This is a genomic window from Nonomuraea ceibae (assembly GCF_019396325.1).
GTDB classification, from domain to species: domain Bacteria; phylum Actinomycetota; class Actinomycetes; order Streptosporangiales; family Streptosporangiaceae; genus Nonomuraea; species Nonomuraea ceibae.
Window position 1 is genome coordinate 61,305 of sequence record NZ_JAHKRO010000041.1, and the last position, 10,641, is coordinate 71,945.

Genomic DNA, 10,641 nt, shown 5'->3' on the forward strand with positions numbered 1-10,641 from the left:
CCACTCGCTCTCCCAGGTAAGGCTTACCTTAGTTACGGGGCATAACATAGAAGAGCGAGCGGCACGGGCGCAACCGGCGTTTCAGCGCAGCAGGTCCAGCGCCTTGGCCAGGCCCGGGTCGCGGCCGGTGGCCAGGGCGAGGGCGGTCATCGGGGCGTGGTGGTCGGCCGGCGTGCCGATCGTGTCGATCATCTCCCGGTTCGGACCGAGATGCCGGACTTTGGGCAGCCCCAGCACGGTGCCGTCGTCCAGCAGGTAGCCGGCGGCGGGCCCGGAGACGGCGCCGGCGGTGCGGGTCCCCACGATCGTCCCCAGCCGCAGCCCCTTCACCGCGGCGCTGAAGTCGTCGCAGGCCGACGCGCACCCCCGGTCGGCGAGCACGACCAGCCGGGCGCCGAGCAGCGGGACGCTGTCGTCCGTGCGGTTGGCCGCGCACTCCCCCTTCAGCGGGCAGAAGTAGCTGGTGACCTTGCCGTGCGCGAACGCGCCGAGCAGCCGCGTCACCTCCCGGGGCGACCCGCCGCCGTTGCCGCGCAGGTCGAGCACGACCGCCTCCGGCTTGTCCCGCAGCTCGGCCAGCACCTGGTCCGCGGCGCCGGGGAAGAACCCGGGCAGCTTCACGTACACGGCGCCGCCCGGCAGCTTCCTCGACGTGACCTCGTCGCGCGGCGGGTCGAGGGGGCCTTCGACGAGCCGTACGGTGCGGACCTGCCCGGACGTGGGCCTTTTGAGCGTCAGCCGGACGGACGGGCCCGGCAGGACGTCGAAGACGGTCGTGTTGGGCCGGTCGCCGACGAACACCGGGATGCCGTTGACCTTGAGCACGATGTCGCCCGGCCGGATGCCGGCCCGGTCGGCGGGGCTGCCGTCCAGGACGCGGGTGATGAACAGCGGCGGCCGGGCCGCGGGGTCGAACCTCGGCCCCTGCGCCGCCGACAGGCCCGCGATGCCGGTGCCGACCGGCCCGTCCCCCGGCCCGCCGTCCGGCGGCGGCGACGGGCGGGCCGTGCGGGCGTGGTTGTCCTGCAGCGAGTCCACCATGCCGGTGATCGCGGCCCGCAGCGCGGCGGGGTCGCCGTCGCCGAGGACCTTCGCGAACGCCGCCCAGTCGCCGTCGCGGTCGCCGGTCAGCGCGGGCAGGTGCAGCCCGGGCCGGTCGGCGCCGCGCCGCATCAGGTCCTGCGTGTAGGCGGAGAACGCGCTCTTCAGCAGCTCGCGCGGGTCCATCGCGGGGCCGCTGTAGTAGTGGTCGAGCACGCAGTGGTACGCCATCCGCAGGGTGTTCACGGTGGTGGGAGGCGGCGGCTGCGGCGGCGGCGCGGTCGCGGGGGCGCACCGGCCGCCGGGCTCCGAGGGACTGGACGGGCTGGGGACGGGTGCCGGGGACAGGGCGCAGGCCGCGGCGAGCGCGGCGGCGCAGAGTGTTCTGATCATGGCCGCCAGCGTGGCGGCCGCCCCGTTGCGCGGCTGTGAACGCGATCGTTAACGCCGCTGTTACGCCCGCCGCGATACGAACGGCGGCATGCGGGTTCTGGTGGCAGAGGACGAGCGGGATCTGGCCGATCTGGTGGCGGTGGGGCTGCGCCGTCACGCGATGGCCGTGGACGTGGTGTACGACGGCATGGCCGCCTCGCAGCGGCTGGCGGTCAGCGACTATGACGTGCTCGTGCTCGACCGGGACCTGCCGGGGACGCACGGCGACCTGGTCTGCCGTGAGCTGGTGGCGCGCGGCTGCCGGACCCGGATCCTCATGATGACGGCGGCCGGGTCGGTGCCGGACCGGATCGAGGGGCTGGGCATGGGCGCCGACGACTACCTGCCCAAGCCGTTCGACTTCGCCGAGCTGGTGGCGCGGGTGCGGGCGCTCGGCCGGCGCAGCGTGCCCGGGGTGCCGCCGGTGCTGACCAAGCATGGCATCGTGGTCGACACGCACCGCCTCCAGGCCGCCCGCGACGGCCGCCACCTGCACCTGTCGCTCAAGGAGTTCGCCGTCCTGGAGACGCTGATGCGGGCCGACGGCGCCGTGGTGAGCGCCGAGCGGTTGCTGGAGGAGGCGTGGGACGAGAACGTCGACCCGTTCACCACCGTGGTCCGGGTCGTGGTCAGCCGGCTGCGGGCCAAGCTCGGCGACCCGCCGTGCATCCAGACGGTGCCCGGCGCGGGCTACCTGCTGTGACGACGATCCGGGTCCGGCTGACGCTCGTCTACTCGGGGCTGTTCCTGCTGACGTCGGTGGTGCTGCTCGTCACCGTCAACCTGCTGCTGAGCCACGCGCTGTCCACCCGGGTCGGGCGGCTGCCCGTCCCGCCCCCCGCCGCCGAGGTCCCGCCCGGCGGCAGAGGCGGAGACGGGGTGCGGCCGCCGCTGCCCGAGCTGGTGGACGACGTGGTCGGCTACCAGTGGGAGGTGACGTGGCTGGCGGTCGGCGTCCTGACGCTGGTGTCGCTGCTCGCGGGCTGGCTGGTGGCCGGCAGGCTGCTGCGGCCCCTGCACCGGATCACCGCCACCGCCCGGCGGCTGTCGCTGTCGACGCTGCACGAGCGCATCGCCCTGACCGGGCCGCAGGACGAGCTCAAGGAGCTGGCCGACACCTTCGACGCCATGCTCGACCGGCTCGAACGCTCGGTGGACGCGCAGCGGCGCTTCATCGCCAACGCCTCGCACGAGCTGCGCACCCCGCTGGCCGTGCAGCGGGCCGCCATCGAGATCGGGCTGCCCCCGGACCTGGGGGAGATCCGCGACAAGCTGCTGACGCACAACCGCCGCAGCGAACGGCTCATCGACGCCCTGCTGCTGCTCGCCCAGGCCGAGCACGGCCTGCGCGAACGCGCCCCCGTCGCCCTGGACGAGGTGACCCGGCTGGTGCTGGCCGAGCAGGCGGGCGGCCCGGTGAGCGTCACGGCGCGGATCGAGCCGTGCGTCGTGGACGGTGACGCCGTCCTGCTCAACCGGCTCGTCACCAACCTCGTCGACAACGCCGTCCGCTACAACCGGCCCGGCGGGACCGTCGAGGTGACGCTCGCCGGCCGCCGCCTGACCGTCGGCAACACCGGCCCCGAGGTGCCGGCCGACCGGCTCGGCGACCTCTTCCTGCCGTTCCGCCGCCTGGACACGACCCGCGAGCAGGGCGCCGGGCTCGGCCTGTCGATCGTCGCCTCCATCGCCGCCGCCCACGGCGGCGACGTCCGCGCCCGCCCCAACCCGGGCGGCGGCCTGACGGTGACCGTCACCTTCCCACCCACCTGACCCGGTGTGCCTGCCCCCGACCCGGCCCGCCTGACCCCGGCCACCTGACCCGGCATGGCGCGGCACGGTATACAGGGCGGATGACGTTCGAGGTGCGCCAGTTCGAGCTGGCCCTGATGCACCGCATGCGCGACCTCAACCCGGCGCGGGTGGAGGAGGCGCTGGCCGCGATGGGCGCGACCCGGGCCGAGCTGCGCGACGCGCACGCCCGCTGGACCCGGACGGCGTACGCGCCCGGGGCGCCGAAGGGCGTCGCCGCGCTGCGCCGCGCCCTCGGCCCCCCGGCGCACCGGGGCGTCCGGCAGGCGGGCAGCCTGACGTGCGAGGTGTTCCGGTGGGCGCTGCCGTCGTGGCCGGGCCTGGAGTTCGAGGCGCTGGCGGGCCCCGGCGGCGAGGTGTGGAACCAGTGGTTCGTCCGGCCGAGCCCCCGCGCCGCGCCCGCCTTCGGCGAGCTCGTCCCGTGGGCGTGCGTCGTGGCGGACCTCGCCGCCTTCCCCGGCGCGACGCAGGGCGAGGGCGGGGCGCCGCACCACTGGACGGCCGGCTTCACCCACGAGGGCGCGGGCTACCGGGCGCTGTTCGTGTACGGGCTGCTTCAGCGGCTCGACCGCGCCTGATCGGCAAAAATCGGCATGTGTACGCTTGTACGTATGATGCCTGATGCGGATGGCCGGACGATGCGCGAGCGGATGCTGGCCGGTGACCTGTACCTCGCCGACGACCCCGAGCTGGCCGAGCACCTGATGCGCGCCGCGGAGCTGACGGAGGCGTTCAACGCCACGCCGGCCCGCGACACCGGTGAGCGCCGCCGCCTGCTCACCGAGCTGCTCGGCTCGGTCGGCGAGGGCACGGAGATCCGGCCGCCGCTGCACGTCGACTACGGCGGCCACATCCGCATCGGCGCCCGCTGCTTCGCCAACTTCGGCCTCGTCGCCCTGGACGTGGCGCCGATCACCATCGGCGACGACGTCCAGATCGGGTCGTACGTCCAGCTCCTGACCCCCACCCACCCGGTCGACCCGGAGCTGCGCCGAGCCAGGTGGGAGGCGGCCGCGCCCATCACCATCGGCGACAACGTGTGGCTGGGCAGCGGCGCGATCGTCCTGGCCGGGGTCACGATCGGGGACAACACCGTCGTCGGCGCCGGGGCCGTGGTCACCCGCGACCTGCCCGCCAACGTCGTCGCCGTCGGCAACCCCGCCCGCGTGATCCGCGCCACCGGACCCGCCGCCGGCTCCGATCCCGCCGCCGGACCTGCCGCCGGACCCGGTCCCGGTCCCGGCGCCGGATGACCGGCGCCACGCCGTCGCCCGGCCGGCGGCGTCCGCGCCGGCACGATCCCGGGCGGCGCGACCGGCTGATCGACGCCGCGCTCACCGTCATCGCCGAACGCGGCGTCGCCCGCACCACCCACCGCGAGATCGCCCGCGCCGCCGACGTGCCGCTCGGCTCGATGACCTACCACTTCGCCTCCCTGGAGGAGGTCCTGGCCGAGGCGTTCACCCGGCACGCCGACGCGGTCGCCCGCGTCTTCGACGAACGCCTGGCGGCCGCCGCCGACCGCGACGCCGCCGCCGAGGCCGTCATCGCCCTGGTGTCGGACGACCTGCTCGGCTCCCGGCGGGACTTCGTCCTGAGCGTCGAGCTGTACGTGGCCGCCGCCCGCGACCCCGCCCTGCGCGCCGTCACCCAGGCGTGGATGGCACGCAGCCGCCGCGCGCTGGAACGCCACTTCGACCCCACCACCGCGCGGGAGCTGGACGCGCTCATCGAGGGCCTGGTGCTGCACAGCGCCCTGTCGACCGACCCGATGACGCCGGAGCAGATCCGGCACGCCGTCCACCGCTTCCTGCGCTGACCGCGCACTCCCGCCCGTACCACCTGATCGGAATCTGCATGCCCGCCGCGCCCCCCACTGTCCAGGCCCGCCGCGCCCGCGCCGCCGTCGCGGCCCTGTTCCTCACCAACGGCGCCGTCTTCTTCAATCTCGTCCCCCGCTACCCGGAGCTCAAGGCCGACCTCGGCGTGAGCAACGCCGTGTTCGGCACCGCCGTGGCCGGGGCCCCGCTGGGCGCGCTCGTGGCGGGGCTGCTCGCCGGGGCGGCCATCCGCCGTCTCGGCTCGGCGCGGGTGGCGGCCTCGGGGATCGCCCTGACCGCCCTCGTGACGCTGCTGGTCTGCTTCGCGCCGAACTGGGTGGCCTTCGCCGGTGTGCTGTTCGCCGTCGGCGCCCTGGACGCCGTCGTGGACGTCGCGCAGAACGCCCACGGCCTGCGCGTCCAGCGGCTCTACGGGCGTTCCATCGTCAACTCGCTGCACGGACTGTGGAGTGTCGGCGCGGTGCTGGGCGGCCTGATGGGCGCGGCCGCCGCCGGGCTGCGCCTGCCCCTGCCGGTCCATCTGACGATCTCGGCGGTGCTGTTCAGCGTCGTCGCGCTCGTCGCGTACCGGTTCCTGCTCCCCGGCGCGGAGGACGCCGAGCGGCCCGCCGGAAGGCGAAACCCTGGCGGGCGCGGGTGGCGGGAGGCGTTTCCCGGGGCGGCCGTGCGGATGCTGGCCGTGCTCGGCCTGCTGGCCGCCTGCGGCGCGCTCGCCGAGGACGCCGGCGCGTCCTGGGGCGCCCTCTTCCTCAGCGGCGACCTGGGCGCCGACGCCGCCACCGCCGGGCTGGCCGTCGTCGCCCTCCAGACGGCCATGACCGCCGGCCGCCTGACCGGGGACCGCGTCGTGGACCGGTTCGGCCGCCGCGCCGTCGTCCGCGCCGGGGCGGTCCTGGCCGCCGCCGGGATGGGGGCCGCGCTCGCCGTGCCGTCGGTCCCGGCGGCGCTGGCCGGGTTCGCGCTGGCCGGGCTCGGCTTCGCCACCGTCGTCCCGGCCGCCATGCAGGCCGCGGACGAGCTGCCAGGGCTGCCCGCCGGCACCGGGCTGACCGTCGTGAGCTGGCTGCTGCGCGGCGGGTTCCTGCTGTCGCCGCCCCTCGTCGGGGTGGTCGCCGACCTCGTCAGTCTGCGCGCCGGGCTGCTCACCGTCGTCGCGGCCGGCGCGCTCACCGCCGTCCTCGCCCGCGCCCTGCCGCGCCGGGAACCCGGGGGGTGAGCGGGATCACCGGGAGCGGCCGTCACACCCTGGACCGCCCGCCCGTCCGGACCATGAACGACTCGACGACAGAGACCGAGGATGACATGGTCCGCCCTGACGACACACCCCCGACCCGCGTCCGGCGGCCCGGACGCAGGCGCCGCTGGCCGCGCGTGCTGGCGGCGGCGCTCGCGCTGCTGGTGGCCGTGACGCTGTTCGGCGCGTACGGCTGGCAGCCGGCCGAGGACGGCCGCGCCTTCCGCTCGCCCTTCCTGGCCCAGGCCGGGTCCCGCTACGCCGACACCCCGATCGCCGCCTTCCACTACGTGAAGGCCGGGTCCGGCAGCCCGGTGATCCTGCTGTCGCCCGGCGGCACCTCGGTCATCGGCTGGAAGGACCAGCTGCCGGCGCTGGCCCGCGACCACACCGTGTACGTGGTCGACCTGCCCGGCCAGGGCTACACCCGGCTCAAGGACCCCGGCTTCGCCTACGACCTGGACGCGATGGCCGCCGCCGTCGGGTCGTTCATGGACGCCGTCGGCGTGCGGCGGGCCGCCCTGGCGGGCAACTCCTGGAGCGGCGGCTGGGCCCTGGCCTTCGCCCAGCGTCACCCCGCCCGCGTCAGCAGGCTCGCCCTGCTCGACGCCACCGGCCTGGACCTGCCCGGCACCTGGATGTGGGAGTCGCTGAAGCTCCCCGTCGTGGGCGAGCTGGCCGTCAAGCTGTCCTCCGGCCGGTCAGCGGTGGAGAGCCTGGCCGAGGGCATGATGGTCAACAAGGAGCGCGTCACCGCACAGCTGGTCGACGAGTGGTGGGCGCCGATGACCTTCCACGAGAACCTCCGCGCCACGTACCTGCTGGAACGCCGCCTCGACTGGGGGCCGACCGAGCGCGCCCTGCCCGCCACGAGGACGCCGGTCCTGGTGCTGTGGGGGGAGCAGGACACCGTGCAGCCGGTCGAGCGGGCCCGCCGCTTCGCCGAGCTGCTGCCCGACGCGCGGCTGGAGATCCTCAAGGGGTGCGGTCACGCGCCGCAGCTCGACTGCCCGGAGCCGGTCAACCGGCACCTGCGCGCCTTCTTCGCCGCCTCCGGGTGACGAGGGCGGCCGGTCAGCGGCAGGTCAGCGGCCGGTGGAGCCGTCGATCCGCTCGCGCAGGATGTCGGCGTGGCCGGCGTGCCGCCCGGTCTCCTCGATCATGTGCACCAGCACCCAGCGCATCGACGGCGTCCCGCCCCGGCCCGGAGGCCGCGGGGCGGGCAGGTCCAGGTCGGGGCAGGCGTCGATGACCCGGTTCGCCTGCTCGACGGCCCTGCGGTAGCGGGCGAGCACGCCGTCCACCGTGTCCTCGGCCGTGGGCCGCATGGTCGCGGCCCAGTCGCCGGCGTCCTCGCCGAGGAAGTAGAAGCGTTCGACGTACGCCAGATGCCTGACCAGGCCGAGCAGGCTCGTGCCCGACGGCACCCCGGCGGTCCTGACCTGCGGCTCCGGGACGCCGTCGACCTTGGCGGCGACGGCGTCGCGCAGGCGGTTGAGGAAGCCCCGCAGCGTCGCCTTCTCACCGGCGGGCCGCGCCCGGGAGAGCCCCGCGTCCTCGCCGCCCGGCCGCTGGGTCCGGGTGGAATCCATGTGGGTCGCCCCCTTCGTCGGTGATGGACAGCCAGCATCGCCGCCGCCCTTCCCGGCTTGCAAGAAAAGTTGCGGATCCGCATCATCGGGGCATGGAACGCCCTGAAGAAGACGTCCTCGCCGGAGTCGGGCCGAGGCTGCGCGCCCTGCGCAAGGCGCGCGGCGCCACGCTGGCCGCGCTCGCCGGTGAGACCGGCCTCACCGCGAGCACCCTGTCCCGCCTGGAGAACGGCAGGCTCCGCCCCACGCTGGAGCAACTGCTGCCACTGGCGCGGGCGCACGGCGTCCCGCTCGACGACCTCGTCGCCGCGCCGCCCACCGGCGACCCGCGCATCCACCTGCGGCCGGTGCGGCGGCACGGGCTGGTGCTGGTGCCGCTCACCAGGCGGGCCGGCGGCGTCCAGGCGTACAAGGTCGTCTACCCGCCCGCCGGGCGGGAGTCCACGACGAAGCTGCAGGCCCACGAGGGTTACGAGTGGTTCTACGTCCTCGACGGAGAGGTCAGGTTCGTGCTGGGCGAGCGGGAGTTCCGGCTCGGCGCCGGCGAGGCCGCCGAGTACGACACCCGCGTCCCCCACTGGATCGGCAGCGCGGGCAGCCGGCCGGCCGAGGTGCTCACGCTGTTCGGCGCCCAGGGGGAGCGCGCCCACCTGGCTCCGGCCAACTCCTGACCCGGCGTCACAGGCCGGCCAGCCAGCCGGTCAGGATGCGGTTCACCTCCTCGGGACGCTCCTGCTGCACCCAGTGCCCGCAGTCGTCCAGCAGGTGGGAGGCGACCAGGCCGGGCAGCGTCACGGGGAACGCCTCGACGGCGGCCGACAGCCACGTGGTGGTGGCGTCCAGCGCGCCCCCGACGAACAGCGACGGCTGCGCGATCGGCGCGCCCGCGTGAGCGGCCAGGTCCTCCCAGTCGCGGTCCATGTTGCGGTAGCGGTTGAGCCCTCCGGTCAGCCCTGTCCGCTCGAACTCGGCCGCGTACACGTCGAGGTCGGCCTCGCTCAGCCAGCCCGGCAGCGGCCCGGACGGGAACCGGTCGCGCATCCGGCCGCCCCGGCTCACGAAGTGCGGGTCCGGCGCGCCCGGCGGCGGCATGGTCCCGGCCGACAGGGCGGCGTAGACGCCGGCGAGCCAGCCGCGCACGTCCGGCTCGATCTCCGCCTCGGCCCGGCCGGGCTCCTGGAAGTAGGCGACGTAGAACTCCTCGTCACCGCCCATCCGCGCGAACGCCTCACTGGGCCTCGGCCCGCCCGGCGGCGTGTAGGGCACGCTCAGCATCGCGACGGCGGTGAACACGTCCGGCCTGAGCAGCGCGGCGTGCGCGGCGATCCCCGCACCCCAGTCGTGGCCGACGATCGCCGCCGTGTCCTCGCCCAGCCCGCGCACCGCCGCGACCGCATCCTCCACCAGGTCGACCATCCGGTACGCGGCCACGTCCGCCGGCTTGGACGAGCGGCCGTAACCGCGCACGTCCACCGCGGCCGCCCGGTAACCGGCGGCGGCCAGCGCGGGCAACTGGTGCCGCCAGGAGTACCACGACTCCGGGAACCCGTGGACCAGCAGCACGAGCGGCCCCGCCCCCTCCTCCACCAGGTGGATCCGGCCCGCGGGCGAGGGAACGAGACGGTGGGCGTATTTCGGCATGTCATCCTCCAAGTGGTTCCCGCCGATCATCGGCGAAGCGGCGCGGTCACCGTGAATCCTGTTGCCGAACCGGCAAAAACACCCGTAGCCGCGCCCAGAGGAGGTTCCCCTGCCCGCGTGCGGGCACGGCGCCGGCGTCTCCAGCAGGGAACTGCACCCGTTGGTCGCCGAGCTCGGCGAACGGCTGCCCGCCTGGACGGTGTGGACGCTGCGGACCGGATCGGTGCCGTTCACGTATCCGATGTCCCGGCCCCTGCCCCTCGACCGCGTCGCCGACGCCCTGACCGCCCGCGACGACGTGACCTGGTCCGACCTCTGAGGCGGGCCGTTTCGGCGGGCTGCTCTCGGGTGGCCGTTTCGGGGGGCTGGGTCCCGGGAAGCGACAGCGCATGGAAGCCTGGGCGGCCGTGCTCGGCCTGTTGCTGCTGCTCGCCGCCGGGATCGGCGGCGTGTACGGGGTTGCCGCGCTCCTGCGCCAGCCGCCCGCGCTGGACACCGGGCCGTTCCTGTCGGGCGGGCGGCCCGCCGAGCACGCCCTGTCCCGCTTCCACGTCCGCTGGTACGCCGTGACGCTCGTCTTCCTGGCCTTCGACATGGAAATGATCTTCATGTACCCGTGGGCCCTCGTCGTCGCCGAGATGGGCGCGATGGCCGTGGTGGAGATGTTCGCCTTCCTGGCCCTGCTCATGACCGGAGTCCTGTACGCCTGGCGCGAGGGCGCGTTCCGGTGGGCATGAGCGGGTGGGCGGCGGGAAGGGCGTTCCGGTGGGCATGAGCGAGTGGCTGGTGCGCCGGGCGGCCGTGCGTCCCCTCGTCGTCGCCGTGCCGTACGGCACCCGCGCGCGGCTCCTCGCCGAGGCCGCGCTGGCCGAACGCCACTGGTTGGCGGCCGGCTCGCCCGCTGCCGCGAACCTGCTGGTGGTGTGCGGACCGCCGTCGGGCCGCCTGGCGGACGCCGTCGAGACCGTCTGGGCCGCCATGCCCGGCCCCCGAGCCCGCGCCGACCTCCCCGCCGCCCCCACCCCCGCCCAGGTCAAGGCGAAGATCG

13 protein-coding genes and 1 pseudogene are annotated in these 10,641 nt (G+C 75.2%); 11 read left to right on the forward strand and 3 right to left on the reverse strand.

Annotated features, from left to right (window positions below; translation table 11 throughout):
- Positions 1 to 81: 81 nt before the first annotated feature.
- A complete protein-coding gene (locus tag KME80_RS24455; protein ID WP_219508460.1) occupies positions 82 to 1,434 on the reverse strand; it encodes a S41 family peptidase in 1,353 nt (450 codons plus the stop codon).
- Positions 1,435 to 1,522: 88 nt separating this feature from the next.
- On the opposite strand from KME80_RS24455, the gene KME80_RS24460 reads away from it, so the two are divergent.
- From KME80_RS24460 to KME80_RS24490, 7 genes are all read left to right on the forward strand, one after another.
- Complete coding sequence (locus tag KME80_RS24460) at positions 1,523 to 2,176, forward strand: response regulator transcription factor (protein WP_219508461.1); 654 nt, start codon at positions 1,523 to 1,525, stop codon at positions 2,174 to 2,176.
- On the forward strand, positions 2,173 to 3,246 hold the full coding sequence (locus tag KME80_RS24465) for a sensor histidine kinase (protein ID WP_219508462.1): 1,074 nt from the start codon (positions 2,173 to 2,175) through the stop codon (positions 3,244 to 3,246). The genes KME80_RS24460 and KME80_RS24465 overlap by 4 nt, the downstream gene beginning before the upstream one ends.
- An 80-nt stretch (positions 3,247 to 3,326) precedes the next feature.
- Positions 3,327 to 3,863, forward strand: coding sequence for a hypothetical protein (locus tag KME80_RS24470; RefSeq protein ID WP_219508463.1), 537 nt, complete (start codon positions 3,327 to 3,329; stop codon positions 3,861 to 3,863).
- A gap of 33 nt (positions 3,864 to 3,896) precedes the next feature.
- Positions 3,897 to 4,538, forward strand: a complete 642-nt coding sequence (locus KME80_RS24475; protein ID WP_246645692.1) for a sugar O-acetyltransferase — start codon at positions 3,897 to 3,899, stop codon at positions 4,536 to 4,538.
- Positions 4,535 to 5,104: a TetR/AcrR family transcriptional regulator gene (locus KME80_RS24480; RefSeq protein WP_219508464.1), complete on the forward strand. Its 570-nt coding sequence runs from the start codon at positions 4,535 to 4,537 to the stop codon at positions 5,102 to 5,104. The genes KME80_RS24475 and KME80_RS24480 overlap by 4 nt, the downstream gene beginning before the upstream one ends.
- Positions 5,105 to 5,142: 38 nt before the next feature.
- Entirely contained in the window at positions 5,143 to 6,342 is a 1,200-nt protein-coding gene (locus tag KME80_RS24485) for an MFS transporter (protein WP_219508465.1), read from the forward strand.
- Positions 6,343 to 6,428: 86 nt separating this feature from the next.
- The gene (locus KME80_RS24490; RefSeq protein ID WP_219508466.1) at positions 6,429 to 7,421 is read left to right on the forward strand and encodes an alpha/beta fold hydrolase; all 993 of its coding nucleotides are present in this window, start codon (positions 6,429 to 6,431) and stop codon (positions 7,419 to 7,421) included.
- Positions 7,422 to 7,445: 24 nt separating this feature from the next.
- Here KME80_RS24490 and KME80_RS24495 read toward each other — a convergent pair whose 3' ends face one another.
- The gene (locus tag KME80_RS24495) at positions 7,446 to 7,952 is read right to left on the reverse strand and encodes a DinB family protein (protein WP_219508467.1); all 507 of its coding nucleotides are present in this window, start codon (positions 7,950 to 7,952) and stop codon (positions 7,446 to 7,448) included.
- Between the two features lie 92 nt (positions 7,953 to 8,044).
- Between KME80_RS24495 and KME80_RS24500 the strand changes: the two genes are divergently transcribed.
- Positions 8,045 to 8,623 (forward strand): helix-turn-helix domain-containing protein, encoded by a 579-nt coding sequence (locus tag KME80_RS24500; protein WP_219508468.1) that lies wholly within the window; start codon positions 8,045 to 8,047, stop codon positions 8,621 to 8,623.
- A 7-nt stretch (positions 8,624 to 8,630) separates the two neighbouring features.
- On the opposite strand, the gene KME80_RS24505 is transcribed toward KME80_RS24500, so the two are convergent.
- A complete protein-coding gene (locus KME80_RS24505; RefSeq protein WP_219508469.1) occupies positions 8,631 to 9,593 on the reverse strand; it encodes an alpha/beta fold hydrolase in 963 nt (320 codons plus the stop codon).
- Positions 9,594 to 9,753: 160 nt separating this feature from the next.
- Between KME80_RS24505 and KME80_RS24510 the strand changes: the two genes are divergently transcribed.
- From KME80_RS24510 to KME80_RS24520, 3 genes and pseudogenes are all read left to right on the forward strand, one after another.
- Entirely contained in the window at positions 9,754 to 9,912 is a 159-nt protein-coding gene (locus KME80_RS24510; RefSeq protein ID WP_219508470.1) for a hypothetical protein, read from the forward strand.
- Positions 9,913 to 9,982: 70 nt separating this feature from the next.
- Positions 9,983 to 10,330 (forward strand): NADH-quinone oxidoreductase subunit A, encoded by a 348-nt coding sequence (locus KME80_RS24515; protein WP_219508471.1) that lies wholly within the window; start codon positions 9,983 to 9,985, stop codon positions 10,328 to 10,330.
- A gap of 34 nt (positions 10,331 to 10,364) precedes the next feature.
- Positions 10,365 to 10,641 (forward strand): annotated as a pseudogene (locus tag KME80_RS24520) (hypothetical protein); the annotation flags it as partial.

What these genes read in the sequence shown, in the direction of transcription:
- KME80_RS24505 (WP_219508469.1), bottom strand. Translation starts at nt 9,593, where the DNA reads ATGCCGAAATACGCCCACCGTCTCGTTCCCTCGCCCGCGGGCCGGATC.
- KME80_RS24485 (WP_219508465.1), top strand. Translation starts at nt 5,143, where the DNA reads ATGCCCGCCGCGCCCCCCACTGTCCAGGCCCGCCGCGCCCGCGCCGCC.
- KME80_RS24495 (WP_219508467.1), bottom strand. Translation starts at nt 7,952, where the DNA reads ATGGATTCCACCCGGACCCAGCGGCCGGGCGGCGAGGACGCGGGGCTC.
- KME80_RS24500 (WP_219508468.1), top strand. Translation starts at nt 8,045, where the DNA reads ATGGAACGCCCTGAAGAAGACGTCCTCGCCGGAGTCGGGCCGAGGCTG.
- KME80_RS24470 (WP_219508463.1), top strand. Translation starts at nt 3,327, where the DNA reads ATGACGTTCGAGGTGCGCCAGTTCGAGCTGGCCCTGATGCACCGCATG.
- KME80_RS24515 (WP_219508471.1), top strand. Translation starts at nt 9,983, where the DNA reads ATGGAAGCCTGGGCGGCCGTGCTCGGCCTGTTGCTGCTGCTCGCCGCC.
- KME80_RS24455 (WP_219508460.1), bottom strand. Translation starts at nt 1,434, where the DNA reads ATGATCAGAACACTCTGCGCCGCCGCGCTCGCCGCGGCCTGCGCCCTG.
- KME80_RS24475 (WP_246645692.1), top strand. Translation starts at nt 3,897, where the DNA reads ATGATGCCTGATGCGGATGGCCGGACGATGCGCGAGCGGATGCTGGCC.
- KME80_RS24480 (WP_219508464.1), top strand. Translation starts at nt 4,535, where the DNA reads ATGACCGGCGCCACGCCGTCGCCCGGCCGGCGGCGTCCGCGCCGGCAC.
- KME80_RS24460 (WP_219508461.1), top strand. Translation starts at nt 1,523, where the DNA reads ATGCGGGTTCTGGTGGCAGAGGACGAGCGGGATCTGGCCGATCTGGTG.
- KME80_RS24490 (WP_219508466.1), top strand. Translation starts at nt 6,429, where the DNA reads ATGGTCCGCCCTGACGACACACCCCCGACCCGCGTCCGGCGGCCCGGA.